The 13,934-nt window shown below is 68.1% G+C and carries 14 protein-coding genes; 8 read left to right on the top strand and 6 right to left on the bottom strand.

The window, feature by feature from the left end; translation table 11 throughout:
- The 5 genes from HKK72_RS14655 to HKK72_RS14635 form a co-directional block, all read right to left on the bottom strand.
- On the bottom strand, window positions 1-681 hold the full coding sequence (locus HKK72_RS14655; protein WP_187234901.1) for a hypothetical protein: 681 nt from the start codon (window positions 679-681) through the stop codon (window positions 1-3).
- Window positions 682-1,267: 586 nt separating this feature from the next.
- Window positions 1,268-2,503: an ABC transporter permease gene (locus HKK72_RS14650; RefSeq protein ID WP_187234900.1), complete on the bottom strand. Its 1,236-nt coding sequence runs from the start codon at window positions 2,501-2,503 to the stop codon at window positions 1,268-1,270.
- A 1-nt stretch (window position 2,504) separates the two neighbouring features.
- The gene (locus HKK72_RS14645; RefSeq protein WP_187234899.1) at window positions 2,505-3,260 is read right to left on the bottom strand and encodes an ABC transporter ATP-binding protein; all 756 of its coding nucleotides are present in this window, start codon (window positions 3,258-3,260) and stop codon (window positions 2,505-2,507) included.
- Complete coding sequence (locus HKK72_RS14640; protein WP_187234898.1) at window positions 3,257-4,450, bottom strand: peptidoglycan-binding protein; 1,194 nt, start codon at window positions 4,448-4,450, stop codon at window positions 3,257-3,259. Before HKK72_RS14640 ends, HKK72_RS14645 begins: the two co-directional genes overlap by 4 nt.
- Window positions 4,447-4,962 (bottom strand): hypothetical protein, encoded by a 516-nt coding sequence (locus HKK72_RS14635; RefSeq protein WP_187234897.1) that lies wholly within the window; start codon window positions 4,960-4,962, stop codon window positions 4,447-4,449. Before HKK72_RS14635 ends, HKK72_RS14640 begins: the two co-directional genes overlap by 4 nt.
- Before the next feature lie 125 nt (window positions 4,963-5,087).
- On the opposite strand from HKK72_RS14635, the gene HKK72_RS14630 reads away from it, so the two are divergent.
- The 6 genes from HKK72_RS14630 to HKK72_RS14605 all read left to right on the top strand — a co-directional run bounded on the left by HKK72_RS14630 (window position 5,088) and on the right by HKK72_RS14605 (window position 10,524).
- The gene (locus tag HKK72_RS14630; protein ID WP_187234896.1) at window positions 5,088-5,762 is read left to right on the top strand and encodes a response regulator transcription factor; all 675 of its coding nucleotides are present in this window, start codon (window positions 5,088-5,090) and stop codon (window positions 5,760-5,762) included.
- 49 nt (window positions 5,763-5,811) lie between these two features.
- The gene (locus HKK72_RS14625) at window positions 5,812-6,915 is read left to right on the top strand and encodes a sensor histidine kinase (RefSeq protein ID WP_261986824.1); all 1,104 of its coding nucleotides are present in this window, start codon (window positions 5,812-5,814) and stop codon (window positions 6,913-6,915) included.
- A 333-nt stretch (window positions 6,916-7,248) separates the two neighbouring features.
- Entirely contained in the window at window positions 7,249-8,694 is a 1,446-nt protein-coding gene (locus HKK72_RS14620) for a GAF domain-containing SpoIIE family protein phosphatase (protein WP_315987256.1), read from the top strand.
- A gap of 288 nt (window positions 8,695-8,982) precedes the next feature.
- The gene (locus tag HKK72_RS14615) at window positions 8,983-9,279 is read left to right on the top strand and encodes a GlsB/YeaQ/YmgE family stress response membrane protein (protein ID WP_187234894.1); all 297 of its coding nucleotides are present in this window, start codon (window positions 8,983-8,985) and stop codon (window positions 9,277-9,279) included.
- 55 nt (window positions 9,280-9,334) lie between these two features.
- Entirely contained in the window at window positions 9,335-9,697 is a 363-nt protein-coding gene (locus tag HKK72_RS14610; protein WP_187234893.1) for a DUF6458 family protein, read from the top strand.
- A gap of 194 nt (window positions 9,698-9,891) precedes the next feature.
- Window positions 9,892-10,524, top strand: coding sequence for an NAD(P)-dependent oxidoreductase (locus HKK72_RS14605; RefSeq protein WP_187234892.1), 633 nt, complete (start codon window positions 9,892-9,894; stop codon window positions 10,522-10,524).
- A 285-nt stretch (window positions 10,525-10,809) separates the two neighbouring features.
- Here HKK72_RS14605 and HKK72_RS14600 read toward each other — a convergent pair whose 3' ends face one another.
- Complete coding sequence (locus HKK72_RS14600; protein ID WP_187234891.1) at window positions 10,810-11,757, bottom strand: LysR family transcriptional regulator; 948 nt, start codon at window positions 11,755-11,757, stop codon at window positions 10,810-10,812.
- A gap of 314 nt (window positions 11,758-12,071) precedes the next feature.
- On the opposite strand from HKK72_RS14600, the gene HKK72_RS14595 reads away from it, so the two are divergent.
- Together HKK72_RS14595 and HKK72_RS14590 are read left to right on the top strand one after the other, a co-directional pair.
- Window positions 12,072-12,410: a UBP-type zinc finger domain-containing protein gene (locus HKK72_RS14595; protein ID WP_222720708.1), complete on the top strand. Its 339-nt coding sequence runs from the start codon at window positions 12,072-12,074 to the stop codon at window positions 12,408-12,410.
- Window positions 12,411-12,493: 83 nt separating this feature from the next.
- Window positions 12,494-13,546 carry an acyl-CoA desaturase gene (locus tag HKK72_RS14590; RefSeq protein WP_315987253.1) on the top strand — a complete coding sequence of 351 codons (1,053 nt, stop codon included), beginning with the start codon at window positions 12,494-12,496 and terminating at the stop codon, window positions 13,544-13,546.
- Window positions 13,547-13,934 lie beyond the last annotated feature (388 nt).

The following is a 13,934-nucleotide window of genomic DNA, read 5'->3' as shown; positions in this document are numbered from 1 at the left end:
TCAGGTGGCCGGGCCGTCCAGAGGTGGCGGTGCCTCGTAGGGCATGACCCAGAAGCACTCACCGGCCGCGTCGTAGTCGAAGATCAGTGCGGTGCTGCCCGCCGTGAGGCCCATACCGTCCGCGCCTCCCGCCAGGTCCGCGCTCGGCTGCCGGACCTGCACGATCGCCGACGAGCCGTCGGCCGCGGTGACCTCGGCCTGGCCGAAGCCGGGCCCGACCCGGACGGTACGGATGACGCACATCAAACCCACGAAGTCCCGCCGAGACGGCTCTGCCACGCTCGGGAACACCCGGCGCAGCGGCACGACCAGCGTCCGCGTGCCGAGCCAGGCCGCCGCCAAGGCGGCGAACAGCACCGCGACGGCCAGCACCGCGTGCACCACCGCGCCGCCGACGCCGCGGACCAGCACCGAACCCGTGAGGCTCACGAACCAGGCCATGCAGATCAGCAGCGACAGCGTCACCGTGGCCGGGACACCACCGAGCCCCGAGGCCGCCAGGAAGCCGCCGAAGCCGCCGCCCTCGACGTCGGCGCCGGCCCCTGTATCGGCATCGGCGTCAAGGGCGTCGAATCCCAGGCCCACGAGCAGGACCACGGCCCAGTACCCGGCGACCACCAGCAGCGCGAAACTGAACAGAACCGCTGGAAAACTCAGGGCAGCATCAAAGAATTCGCTCATGTGAATACGCTTTTCTGCGTTAATGGCATGGTCGACCAGGCCCATCGCGCGGAACGCGGGCCTGTGAAGAAAGAGATGAGCGAGTGGCTCAGCTAACGCACACGTGACCGAAAGCGGTCATTGCGTATCGTGGAACGGAAACACCGAGAGCAGGCAGGGATGCGGTCCGGGCTGGAAACGATGGGACCGCGGTGAGGGCGCGATGCGCTGCGATACTCGTATCCGGAGGTGTGCGTGCATCCGCTCATCAGCCTTCCAGGTCGGAGACGTGCTTCTTGCAGCACGTCCTACATCGCCGACCAGGCTTCCCGGCACACCAAGGGATACAATAGCGCATTCTTGACGTTTGGTGAAGCGCTTTTGTCTGGCCGGCTGGTCGGTGAAGGGCCAGCCGGCATTTGTCACCGCAAGCCGATGCACTTTCGGAGTGCTCGCCGTGGCTCGGTAGCGGCTCTTTCGTACTCGTTAATCAGTCCTCCGAGGACCTGGCGGCGTTCGATCCGGCCGAGCGGCATGCTGACTCGTGGCGAATCCACCCATTTGAAGATCGCCAGGGGTGGATTCGCCGCAACTCACCGACCAAGGGTCAGGTCGTACGCAGGGCCTCGGTCGGTGAGAGCCGGGCGGCGCGCAGGGCGGGCATCAGGCCGGCGATCGCGCCGATGACGACGGCCGAGCCGATACCGCCCGCCCACGCCTCGGCGGGAATGACGACCGGCCAATCTTTGACGCCGGCGTACACCGCGGTCGCCACGGCCCCGGCGGCCACGCCGACCACACCACCGAGGACCGCCAGCATGATCGCCTCCGACAGGAACTGCGTGCGGATCTGTCCCCGGGTCGCCCCGAGCGCGCGGCGCAGGCCGATCTCCGAGCGGCGCTCAAGGACAGAGATGATCATGATGTTGGCCACGCCAACCGCCCCTACGAGCAGCGCCACCACGCCGAGTCCCAGGAACAGGCTGTTGAACGCTCCCTTCGCTGCGGCACGCGCGGTGAGCGCATCGGAGGGCTGGCTCACGTCGACCTCGTTCGGCGCCTCCGGGTTCGCGGTCTGCGCGAGCACCGACTGCACCTCGCCGACCGCGTCGGTCTCCGACCGTACGTAGAGCGTGCTCGGCGGGCCGTCCGCCAGCCTGCCGCGGGCCATGCTGGTGTGGCCGAGGTAGCGCCGCGCCGCCGGATATCCGACCAGGGCGCTTGTGTCGATGTCCGGCGCGAGCGTCGCCGGGGTGAGAGTCCCGGCGACATAGAACCACTGCCCGTCCAGCCACACTCGCTGCCCGGGATAGACGCGGCTGATCCCCAGTCGTTCCGCGGCCGCCGCGCCGAGCACGACGGCAGGCTGCGTCGCCGTCGCCTCGTTGAGCCAGCGGCCATGGGCGACGCCGGCGCCGGCCACCCGCGGCAGGTTCAAACTCGCCGCCTGGACCTTCAGCCCGTTGGTGTTGATCGGAGGTATCAACGGGCTCCGGTACACCTTCGCGTCGCTGACCGTGCCGGTATGTGCCACCTCCTCGACGGACCCGAGCCGCGACACCCGGGCGGGCGCGGCGACCGGCATGACCGCTTCCTCCTGGGTGAAACTCTGGCCGGTCTTGGCGGTCAGCAGGTTCGTGCCGAGCCGGTCGATCTCCGCCAGCAGACCGGCCTGGGACGACGACGACAGCCCGAGAACCGCGACGATCGCCGTGGTGCCGATCGCGATCCCGAGCGCGGATAGCCCCGCCCGCAGTGGCCGGGCACGCAGCCCGGTGCTCGCCACCCGGGCCTGGTCTCCGGCGCGCAAGCGTGCCGGCACGAGATGGGATGGGAGCCGCATGTCACTCCACCTTTCCTGGCCTGCTGTACGCACCCGAGCCGGCGAACGAGCCGGGGCCGTCGTCGGAGACGATCCGGCCGTCCAGAACGTGCACCTGGCGAGGCAGCCGCGCGGCCAGGTCACCGTCGTGCGTGATCACGATGATCGTCGCGCCATCGGCGTTGAGCTCTCGCAGCAGCTCGAGGATCGAGGCTCCCGTAGTGCTGTCGAGGTTGCCCGTCGGCTCGTCGGCGAGCACGATCGCCGGCCTGCCCACCAGTGCGCGGGCGATGGCCACGCGCTGGCGCTCACCTCCGGACATCTTCGTGGGACGGAAGTCGCGGCGATGCGCGAGCCCGACACGATCGAGTGCGTCAGCGGCACGGCGCCGTCGCTCGCCGACCTCGACGCCCGCGTACAGGAGGCCGTTCGCGACGTTCTCCAGGGCGGTGGAGTGCTCGGCCAGGAAGAACTGCTGGAAGACGAACCCGATGCAGCGGGCGCGCAAGGCCGCGAGCTGCCGGTCGCCGAGCCCCGCCGCGTCGACTCCGTCGATCCGGATCAGCCCGTCCGTGGGCCGCTCCAGCGTCCCCATGACGTGCAAGAGCGTGGTCTTCCCTGACCCCGACGGCCCGACGATGGCGACCAGCTCACCATGCCGGGCGGTGAAGCTCACGCCCCGCAGCGCGGGCACGGGTGGTTGTCCTTGGTAGATCTTGGTGACGCCTTCCAGCTCGAGCGCGGGAGCCTGGCCGTGTTGATCGTGAGTCGTGCTCATGAGGCCGGCACCACCACTTGATCGCCGGCGGACAGGTCCCCGGATACCTGCACGAGCCCGTTGTCGTTGTCGAACATGCCGAGCGTCACGGGAATCGGACGGCGCCGCTGGCCACCCGCAGGGTCGGCCACCTCGACGACGTAGCCGCCTCCGGCCTTGCCCATGAGCGCGGTGACCGGGACGGTCAGCGCCTTCTTGACCCCGTCGGTTGTGATCTGTACCTGAACCGGGGCCTCGTCCAGTTTCCCCGCGTCCTTGGGACGCGTGAGCGTGATGTACACCGGGATCGTGGAGCCGGACGTGTCCTTCTTGTCGTCACCGGATTTCGCGACCGTCCCGATGCGGCTCACCTTGCCCGGGGTCGTCCTGTTGTCCGGAAGCGTGATCTGGGCACGGTCACCGACCTTGACCTGGGTCTGCTGACCGGGGTCGAGTTCCACCGTCACCTGGCGCCTGGCCGAGGTGGTCTGGGCCACCTGGGCTCCCGCCGCCGCCCGCGTTCCGGCCTTGGCCATCGCCTTCGTCACCCGGAGCGGACCGGGCAGGAATACGGCGTCCCCGAGATTCAGTCTCCCGGTTTCCTCGACGCCCAGCTCGTCCTGCAGTTCGGTGACCGCCTCCGCGGTCTCCGATCCGTAGTAGTCCGAGTCGGGATCGAGCTCGGACTTCTCGGCGTACCCGAGTCTCACGAGGTTCTCGTTGAGGTCGCGCACCTCGCGGCCCTTGTCGCCCTCCGACAGAGCGCGGTAAGCCGGTGTGCCGCCGCAGATCAGCGCCAGCGGTTTCTCGTCCACCCGGTAGAGGGTCTTGCCGCAGTCGATCTCCTTGCCCTCGCCGGGGACCCACGTGTAGATGCCCTCGGCCTGGTTGACCACCGCGTACGGGGTTCCGTCACCATGGGCCGCGTACGAGAGCGTCCCACTCTGCGTCACCTGCGTGGACAGCGGTCCTTCCCGTACGGCCGCCAGCGAGGTGCCATCGGTCGAGGACGCGGGCTGGGCGTCCTCGTCATCGAAGGGATCCATGACGGCGGCGGCGACACCCGCGGCGACCAGCAGCACCAGGACGCCCGTCCCGGCGAGCACCTTCGGCCGTCTGCGCCGGCGCGGCTTCCGGCGGTCCGGAACCGGGATGCCGGGGGCGTTGTCCTCGGCACCGGGCATACCGGCCTCATTGACATCGGTGCTCATCCCCCACCACCCGCCGGCCGCAATGACTGGCATTTCTGCGCCGCGGCCTTGAACTGCGGCGAGTCGGGATTGATGTCACCCAGGTCCAGTGCTCCGCCCTGAGGGTCGGGGAACTGAGGCACCCCGTTCTTGCGCATGCACTGCGCGTACTTCAGCGCGCGGGCCTGATTGGCCGGGTCCTGCCGGGAGCCGTCCCATCCCGGCGGCGCCAATGACTTGCATGCCTGCGACGCGGCCTTGAACTGCTGCGAGTTGGGGTCAACGGTTCCCAGCTTGAGACGGAACTTCGTCCCGTCAATGGGGTCAGGCCACTCCGGGACTCCGTTCTGGCGCATGCATTGCGCGAACTTCACATACTGGTCGTTGTCCTTACCAGTGGCACCACCGTCCGCTGCCGTGCCCGAACCGCCGGAAGAGTCGTCCGATTCACCGCAGGCCGCGAGCACCGGCAGGAAGATCGCGAGCGCCACCAGCGGCAGCGCCAGGGCCCGTTTCGGCTTCGCCTTGGACATGCGATGGTCTCCTTCGCGTCAGTGGATGGGCGCTGGAGGCCATTTCTAGGCAACGGGCGGTCACACCACGGTCAGAGCTCCTGTGACCCGGCTGTGACCGCGGCAGTGGTTAGTCTGATTACACGATGAGAGTGCTGGTGGCCGAGGATCACGCCGAGCTCGCGGCGTCCGTGGCGAGGGTCCTGCGCCGCGAGGGCATGGCCGTCGACGTGGTTCACGACGGCGAGGCGGCCATCGAGCGGACCTCGCTGCTGGACTACGACGTCGTCGTCCTCGACCGGGATCTGCCCGCCGTCCACGGCGACGATGTGTGCCGCTCCCTGGTGAGCCGGACGCGCCGTACCCGCGTCCTGATGCTGACCGCCTCCGGCACGATCGCCGACCGGGTGTCGGGCCTGAGCCTCGGCGCCGACGACTATCTGCCGAAGCCGTTCGCGTACGCTGAGTTCGTTGCCCGGGTCCGGGCGCTCGGCCGCCGGGCGCAGCCGGCGCTGCCGCCGGTCCTCGTCCGCGGTGATCTGCGGCTGGATTCGGCGCAGCGGATCGCGACCCGGGCGGGAATGCGCCTGGCGCTGAGCCCGAAGGAGTTCGCGGTTCTGGAGTACCTGCTCGGGGCCGACGGCCGTGTCGTGTCCGCCGAGGAGCTGCTGGAACGGGTGTGGGACGAGGCGGCCGACCCGTTCACGACCACCGTCAAGGCCACGATGAACCGGCTGCGGTCCAAGCTCGGCCCGCCACCGGTGATCGAGACCGTCCAGCAGGGCGGTTACCGGATATGTGATGCCCATGCGCCTTCGTGACCTGCTCCGCCCACGCGTCTCCCCTCATCTTTCACTCTGGACCGTGCGCATGCGTCTCACGGCCTTGTACGGCGCACTTTTCACGATCTCCGGTGCGGTCCTTCTCACGATCACTTACGGGCTCATGCGCCGCGCCAAGTGGGTCGTCATTGTGTACGACGACAGAGGGCCGGAAATCCGCGAGAATCTGAACCGACTCAAGGGAGCACAGCTGCGCGAGCTACTGACGCAGTCCGGGATCGCTCTCGCGATCATGGTGATGATCTCGATCGCGCTGGGCTGGCTGGTCGCCGGACGTGTCTTGCGGCCACTGCGCACGATGACGGCCACGGTCCAGCAGATCTCCGCTCGTAACGTGCACGAACGGCTCGCCGTCACAGGACCCCGCGATGAGCTGAAAGACCTCGCCGACACCGTCGATGGCCTGCTCGGCCGTCTGGAGACCGCCCTCAACGCGCACAAGCGCTTCGTCGCCAACGCCGCACATGAAATGCGCACGCCGCTCACCCTGGAGCGTGCGCTCCTCGAGGAGACACTCACCGACCGTGAGGCCACGCTGGAGTCCTACCGGGCGACCTCGGAGCGAGTGGTCGCGATCAGCAAGGACCAGGGGCGGCTGCTGGAAGCTCTGCTCACGCTGGCCAGCAGCGAGCGTGGTCTCGACCGCCAGGAGCCCTTCGATCTGTCCGATCTCGCCCGTCAGGCCCTCGACTCATCACAATTCGAGGCGGACGCGCGCGGCGTGCGCATCGATACCCGGATCGCGCCCGCCCCGTCCGCGGGCGACCCCGCGCTGGCCGCACGCCTGATCGCCAATCTCGTCGACAACGCCGTGCACCACAACGTGACCGGCGGCCACGTGGAAGTCGCGACCGAGACCAGGGCCGGGCGAGCGTTCGTCTCGGTGATCAATACCGGACCGGTCATCTCCCCGCAGCAGGTCGGCCCGCTCTTCGAGCCCTTCCAGCGGCTCGGCGAACGGACAGCGCGCAGCGATGGCCACCACGGCCTCGGCCTTTCGATCGTCCGCGCCATCGCGACAGCGCACGGCGCTGACATCACCGCACACGCGCGCCCGTGCGGCGGCCTCTCCATCGGGATCAGCTTCCCCGCAAACTGTCATACCCAGGTACCAGTACGCGCACATGCCTGACAACCTGCCGCTACGCGGCCTGCATACGATCCCGGCCGCGACCGCGCCCCCTCACCCGGGCGGCGGCCGACGTCGAACCGCACGGCCAGGTGACGCCCGAGCAGATCGCGATGTACGGCAACCTGCACCTCGTGCTCGCCTACACCGCCGCGCGGCGTAACCGCCTACCTCCTGGCCGACGGCCCCTGGCTTCTCGCTCCCGGAGCCTCGGTTCGTCAGCATCCACGCGTCCGATCCCCTCTCGGCCCGGTCACTACCGGGCGGCATACTCTTTGGGCGATCAGGTGGGTTGACCCGAAAGTGGATGGCTGTGAGGGGTGTTGATTGGTCGAGGTGATCAGGCCGCTGGTGGTGGCGAGCGGAGCGGACGTGCCGGTGCTACCGGCGCAGGTGTTCGATCCGGCACGGCTGACGGCGGTGGCCGCGACCGGGTTGATGGACACCGGACCCGTCGAATCACTGGACGATCTGGCGGTGCTGGCAGCGTCACTGACCGGGGCACGGCGGGCGTTCATCACGTTGGTGGACGCGCGGCGCTCATTTTGGGTGTCGGCCGTGGAGGTATCGGACCGCGTTGAAGGGGCCAGTGAACCGGCAGAGGCGGGAGCTTGGGAGAACCCGGTGGGTGACAGCCCCTGTCATCTTCTGATCGGTACCGGCCGTGAGCTCATCGTCGAGGATGCCGCCGGCGATCCGCGGATCGCTCACCTGGCCGCGGTGCGGGAGCTGGGGATCGGGGCGTGGGCGGGATACCCGATCCACTCTGTGTCCGGGCAGGTGCTGGGCGGATTGTCAGTGGTCGACGACCGAGCGCGGCCGTGGACGGCGGAACAGACACGCGGGCTGGCGACGCTGGCGCGAGCGGTCAGCAACTCGATCGCGCTGCGCCAGGCGCTGGACCAAGCCCACCTGCGGATCAGCGAGCTGGAGAGCGCCACTGAAGTATCGGCCGCGCTGGCCCGCACACTCCAAGACAGCCTGCTGCCGCCGGTGATCGCCTGCCCACCGTGGCTGGAGGCCGCTGCGGTGTACCTACCGGCGGCCGGCGACGTCAAGGTGGTCGGAGACTTCTTCGACCTGTTCCCCACCCGGGACCAGTGGTGGTGCGCGGTGCTGGGCGATGTGTGCGGTCACGGCCTGGAGGCGGCAAAAGTGACGGCGCTCGCCCGCTACACCGTGCGCGCCGAGGCCACCCAGCACCCCTACCCCGCCACGGTGCTGACCCGACTGAATCACGCCCTGGTCCACCAGCAGATCAGCGACCGGTTCCTGACCGCGGTATGCGTGGCGATCCGCCCCTCCGACAATCACGGGACACAAGGGGCACGCGGGCTGGTCAGCTTGGGCGGGCACCCGCCCGCGCTACTACGCCGCGCCGACGGCACCGTCACCCCCATCGGCCGACCTGGCCTGCTCCTGGGCGTCTTCGACCATGTCGAACTGTCCACCCAGGCGTGCGACCTCGGGCCCGGCGACGCGCTACTGCTCTACACCGACGGCGCAACCGAAGCCCGCAACCCAGCCGGTGACATGCTCAAGGAGAAAGGCCTGATCGGCCTGCTGGCCGATACCACCAGCCTTGACGCCCAGCAGATGCTGGACCAACTCACCACCACGCTCATCGACTACACCGATGGCCGGGCCGACGACGACATGGCCATGCTCATCCTCCGCATCCCCGGCCACCAATCCGCGCGCCCCGCTGGCGGCGTCGACGATGGAGCCGTCCAACCTCAGGCAGCGGGATCAGCCGGCCAACCGGGTGCAAACGCCACGTGAGTACAGGTGCGCTTGAAACGGGGGTTTCATAGTCGGTGAAGCCTGCACCACGGCGCGCGGATGATTTCCACATACACCAGGGCACAGCCGGTCGTGGGGTGATCGGTTGTGGTGATGGGCCCTTCCGGGATCGGCTGTTTCCCACGCGGTACGGGCAGGGTTGGCTCAGGGGTGAACGAGCACGAAAGCCCGGCCCCCACGTTCCTGCGGACGATCGGGCCCCTGCTTCGACCGGTCCGGAAGACCGCGCCCCAGCAGACATCGATTCGCTGCTCTAGGAGTTCGGTCATGAGCATCATCGCCTGGATCATTCTCGGACTCGTGGCCGGGATGGTCGCCAGAATGCTGGTCCCCGGCAAGGACCCCCAAGGACTTGTCATCACCACCCTGATCGGGGTCGCCGGAGCACTGTTGGGTGGCTTCCTGGCCACGCAGTTGTTCGACGTCGACGGCGTGCAGGGATTCTTCAACCTCTCCACCTGGATCACCGCCATCGCGGGCGCCGCGGTCCTCCTGCTCGCCTACCACCTGGTCACCGGGCAGAACAGCGGCCGGCGCTCCGGTCGTTGGGCAGGCCGCAGGTGACACCACCAACCGCACCCCCGCCCCCACAGCCCGGCCCCCGAAAAGGCGACAGCTGATGCCCACCGCCGGCGGGATCGCCCTCCTCGTTGTCGGGGCGATCCTGACGTTCGCCGTGACCGGGTCCGTACGCGGCCTCGATCTACACATAGTGGGCGTCATCCTGATGCTCGCCGGCGCTCTCGGGCTCGTGCTACCCCTGCTGACGCGCACCAGGTCACGCTCGAACCGGCCGGCCGCCCGCAGCCATCTGATATGGAACCGGTCACATATGAACCGGCCGGCCGCCCGCAGCCGCCAAGACGTCATCGATGAGGAGCCGCAGACCCTCGTGCAACCTCCGGGCCCCGACCCCGCGCCCAATGACGACCGCAGGAGCCCTGACCGTCGCCGGCCCTGGGCAGGAAGAGGCCGGGGCTAGGCCGAGGCGAACCCGACGCGACCCGATCCGGCCTGTCACCCGGCGCCTGCTCGCCGCACGGCTCGGCGCGGTTCGCCCCGGTGATCGCCTTCACTCAGGCGGAAGGGCCGCCGCTTACACGACCACCAGCGAAGCGAACGGATCATCGAGTCCGCCGCCCGCTGATTCCGGGCCACGTAAGTCTGGAGAAGCTGATGCGCATTCTGTTGTTCGGCGCCACCGGTCCGCTCGGCCGGTCCATCTCCGAGACCGCGCTGCGAGACGGACACGAGATCACCGAATTCGTGTGCATGCCGGGACGGCTGGATCAGCGACATGAGCGGCTGACGGTCATCACCGGCGATGTCCTCGACACAGCCTCGGTGACCGCTGTGATCCCCGGGCACGACGCGGTGGTCGGCGCGGTCGGTCAAAGCAAGCAGGCCCCGGCCGGCATGTTCCGGCACCCTGCCCTCGAGCCTGTCATCGAGGCCATGAAGACCCACCAGGTGCCGCGCCTTGTATGGGTGAGCGCGCACGGCGTGGGCGACAGCCGTGGCTGCTCCGGCCTGGTCTTCGAGCATGTTCTGCGGCCCCTGTTGTGGCGGGCGGAGTACGCCGACAAGGAGCACCAGGAAACAGCCGTACGCAACAGCGGGCTGGACTGGACCATCGTCCGGCCCGCCAGACTCACCGGCGGTCTGGCCACCGGCCGATATCGCGCCGCCGAACGGATCAAACTGCTCTGGCGCTCCCACATCTCCCGCGCCGACGTCGCCGACTTCGTGGTCGGAGAACTGCACAAGCAGGACCATCTGCGCCGATGTCCCACGCTGACCGGCCCATAGTGGCGCTGACGCGAAACATCACCGAACGCCTTCCGATCCCGGCACGGGAACAGTGTGGTGGCAGGCAGTAGATCGGTGGACGAGCTCGCGCCGCCACACCCCAGTCGAGCTGCGGCCGGAACTGTCAGACACCGCAGGGGCCGCTGCACGGCCCTCCTGGCCGGCCTGACCTGCGGCAAGGCGCCACCCGGCTACGCCGACGCGCGCAACGGCGGGCGCAATCGGTCCGGCCCACCTCATCTGCGCCGCCCGCAGCATCGTTCCGGGTTTCCGCACGCCGCATGCCTACGACTTGATGCCTCCTGCGACCTCATCGTCGTGCCCGGCCTCTTGTTCCGGGGTCGGCAGCCAGCCCAGTCGCTGTGACATTGCGCGTGCGCAGGTGATGATGGCGCGTACGTGATCGGAGGTGTCGGTCGCCCTCCACAGAATCGACCAGGGGTAGTGGGATACCGGTTCGATCAGCGGTCGCCAGATGGTGCCGGGGAGGGAGGAGATGCAGGAGGAGGGCACGCAGTACAGGCACCGTCCGCCGGCGACCAGATCGGCGGCGGCGCGGATGCTCTCCACGGTGCCTTCGTAGACGGCGGGCGTGAACCCGGCCGACCTGCACATCTCGACGACGAACTGGTTGAACTCCGGTGCCTGCGCGTCCTCGGCGAGCAGAAGTGGCTCTTGCGCGAGCGTGGCGACCGGCACACCGTCTAGAAGGCTGAAGCGGTGACCGTCGGGCACCAGCACGCCCAGAGGGTCCTGGCGGAACAGGTGCGAGGCGACTCCGGGCGGGGCCATGGCGGCCCGGCCGATGCCCACGTCCAGACGGCCGTCGAGGAGTTGCTGGTACTGCTCGGGAACGCTCACCTCGACCTGGTGGATCACCAGGTCGGGAAACCGGGCCTGGACCTCGTGCAGGATCTGCGGCATCGAGTCGTAGCTGGCGTCGATGATGCCCACGCGCAGCCGCGGAGATGATTCGGCCGCGCTACGGGCGACCTTCGCCGCCCGCTCGACATGGGCGAGGATCTGCCGGACCTCGACCAGGAACACCGCTCCCGCCGCCGTCAGATCGACATGGTGGGTGCTGCGTTCCAGTAGCCGTACGCCGAGTTCGCGCTCCAGTCGCTGCAGCTGCTGGCTCAACGCCGACTGCACGATGTGCTCCCGTGCGGCCGCGCGCCCGAAGTGCAGCTCTTCGGCCAGGCTCACGAAGTACCGAAGCTGACGAAGCTCCACGCCCGCCACCTCCGCTCACTGCCGGGACACCGCCCATGCGGTTTCCACTCCGCCCAGCATCCCAGGTCGGCTCGCGTACCTCACGTACAGGTTCGCACGCATCGCAGGTCGCGATCCAGGCCTGTGGTGAGGTTCTGCCGGTGAGTGACGTCTCTCTCCCCCGGGGGGCCAACGATGCCGGTTCGCCCACTGCGCGCGCTCGACGGCACTTCGCCATCGGGGCAGGTGATGAGGCTTGCTCGGGTTGCCTGTTTCCGCCCTGACGGACGGGATGTTGACTGAAGAGATCAACCAGCCGCCACCCAGCCCAGCCAATGAGCGCTGATGAGGGAACTGCGATGACCCCGGATAGATCCGGCATGATCCTGGATGCGCGAGCGGTCAGCCTGAACGGGTCGGCACCCAGATGTGAGCACCTGGATGCGCTCTTGCCGGTGACCCCCCAGTCGAGGACCTGCCGCCAGTGCCAAACCGTCCGCGAGGAATGGGCCGGCCTGCTGGTGTGCCTGACGTGTGGGTGGGTGGCATGCTCCGACGATTCACCCCGTCGGCATGCGCTCGCGCACTACGAAGAGACCGACCATCCCGTGGCAAGTGCACTGCCGCCAGGGCCGGCCCGGAGATGGTGTTACGTCCACGGGCGCGCGGTCTGAACAACCGCCCCCGGCCACACCTCCGGTCATCTCGTCACCGCTGAAGGAGCAGAGAAATCGTCTTCGACACCGTCAGAGCCGACATGATGCCGGCGACCGATCTCCGGGACCTGCCTGCGACCGGGCGCGGCAGCGATTACGCCGAACTGTCCCGCGAAGTGAAACAGACCGGGCTGCTGAGACGGCGACCCGGCTACTACTGCGTCAAGATCGTGGTGAACCTCTTCCTGCTAGCCGCCGGGTGGACCGTGTTCGCCCTGATCGGGCGGTCGTGGTGGCAGCTGCTGGTCGCCGTCTTCCTCGCGGTCATGTTCACCCAGACCGCGTTCATCGGGCACGACGCCGGTCACCAGCAGATCTCCGGGTCCAAGCGAGTCAACACCCTGCTCGGCCGCCTGCATGGCAATCTGCTGGTCGGGCTCAGCTACGGCTGGTGGATCTCCAAGCACAACCGGCACCACGCCCATCCCAACCAGATCGACCGCGACCCCGACATCGCCGACGGCGCGATCGCCTTCACCGAGGACCACGCCCGCGCCCGCCGCGGACCGGGCGCCTGGCTGGCCCGCCACCAGGCGTGGCTCTTCTTTCCCATGCTGCTTCTTGAAGGCCTCAACCTGCACATCGCCGGCGTACGCGCACTGCTCACCCGCACCGGTAGCTCCCAGGCGACCAAACTCGCCGAGGCGGGTCTGCTGACCGCCCACCTCAGCGGCTACCTCACCGCCCTGTTCTGGGTCCTATCCCCCGGCCAAGCCGTGTGCTTCCTCATCGTCCAGCAGGGACTGTTCGGGCTGTACATGGGGTGCTCGTTCGCGCCCAACCACAAGGGCATGCCCATCTTCACCAAGGACGACAAGACCGACTACCTGCGCCGGCAGGTGCTGACCTCACGCAACATCCGCGGCGGCCGGCTCACCGACTTCGCACTCGGCGGGCTGAACTACCAGATCGAACACCACCTGTTCCCCTCCATGCCACGACCCAGCCTGCGCCACGCCCAGAAGCTCATACGCACCTTCTGCGCCCAGCACGACGTCGCCTACTACGAAACCGGCATCTTCCACTCCTACGCCCAAGTGCTGCTGCACCTCCACAAGGTCGGCGGGCCCCTGCGCCCCGAACTGGAGTACTGACCGCCTGCGCCCCGGCGCATGTCGAGGCCACCATGGTCGCCTCCAACATCGTCAGTGACGGGATAGGGATCTTGCTGCTCGGCGGACTCATGGTGGTGGCGACCAGGTCGCACTCGCCACCCACACCACGCTGTGATTCGTCAAGAGGCGCTAGGCCGATCCGACAGAATTCATCTCGCCAATCCACGATCGATGACGCGTTGCGTCACGAGGAATTGACGCTCAGTGACAACCGCAGAGATCTGGCACTAATCGACAATTACGTGGCACGGAAGAACAATTAGATAGGATGTCTTTCCTATATGCATTTAACCCCATCGCCGGTCATCGACGCGCTACTCTGATTAGGGTCAGTCTTCTCGCCGACGAGTCAAATGGACGAGACTCG

It is taken from the genome of Actinomadura sp. HBU206391 (assembly GCF_014323665.1).
Taxonomy (GTDB): domain Bacteria; phylum Actinomycetota; class Actinomycetes; order Streptosporangiales; family Streptosporangiaceae; genus Actinomadura_C.
The sequence above is the reverse complement of the archived record's forward strand: the minus strand, read 5'-3'. Positions and strand labels throughout refer to the sequence as shown.

What these genes read in the sequence shown, in the direction of transcription:
- HKK72_RS14655 (WP_187234901.1), bottom strand. Translation starts at nt 681, where the DNA reads ATGAGCGAATTCTTTGATGCTGCCCTGAGTTTTCCAGCGGTTCTGTTC.
- HKK72_RS14650 (WP_187234900.1), bottom strand. Translation starts at nt 2,503, where the DNA reads ATGCGGCTCCCATCCCATCTCGTGCCGGCACGCTTGCGCGCCGGAGAC.
- HKK72_RS14645 (WP_187234899.1), bottom strand. Translation starts at nt 3,260, where the DNA reads ATGAGCACGACTCACGATCAACACGGCCAGGCTCCCGCGCTCGAGCTG.
- HKK72_RS14640 (WP_187234898.1), bottom strand. Translation starts at nt 4,450, where the DNA reads ATGAGCACCGATGTCAATGAGGCCGGTATGCCCGGTGCCGAGGACAAC.
- HKK72_RS14635 (WP_187234897.1), bottom strand. Translation starts at nt 4,962, where the DNA reads ATGTCCAAGGCGAAGCCGAAACGGGCCCTGGCGCTGCCGCTGGTGGCG.
- HKK72_RS14630 (WP_187234896.1), top strand. Translation starts at nt 5,088, where the DNA reads ATGAGAGTGCTGGTGGCCGAGGATCACGCCGAGCTCGCGGCGTCCGTG.
- HKK72_RS14625 (WP_261986824.1), top strand. Translation starts at nt 5,812, where the DNA reads ATGCGTCTCACGGCCTTGTACGGCGCACTTTTCACGATCTCCGGTGCG.
- HKK72_RS14615 (WP_187234894.1), top strand. Translation starts at nt 8,983, where the DNA reads ATGAGCATCATCGCCTGGATCATTCTCGGACTCGTGGCCGGGATGGTC.
- HKK72_RS14610 (WP_187234893.1), top strand. Translation starts at nt 9,335, where the DNA reads ATGCCCACCGCCGGCGGGATCGCCCTCCTCGTTGTCGGGGCGATCCTG.
- HKK72_RS14605 (WP_187234892.1), top strand. Translation starts at nt 9,892, where the DNA reads ATGCGCATTCTGTTGTTCGGCGCCACCGGTCCGCTCGGCCGGTCCATC.
- HKK72_RS14595 (WP_222720708.1), top strand. Translation starts at nt 12,072, where the DNA reads ATGAGCGCTGATGAGGGAACTGCGATGACCCCGGATAGATCCGGCATG.
- HKK72_RS14590 (WP_315987253.1), top strand. Translation starts at nt 12,494, where the DNA reads ATGATGCCGGCGACCGATCTCCGGGACCTGCCTGCGACCGGGCGCGGC.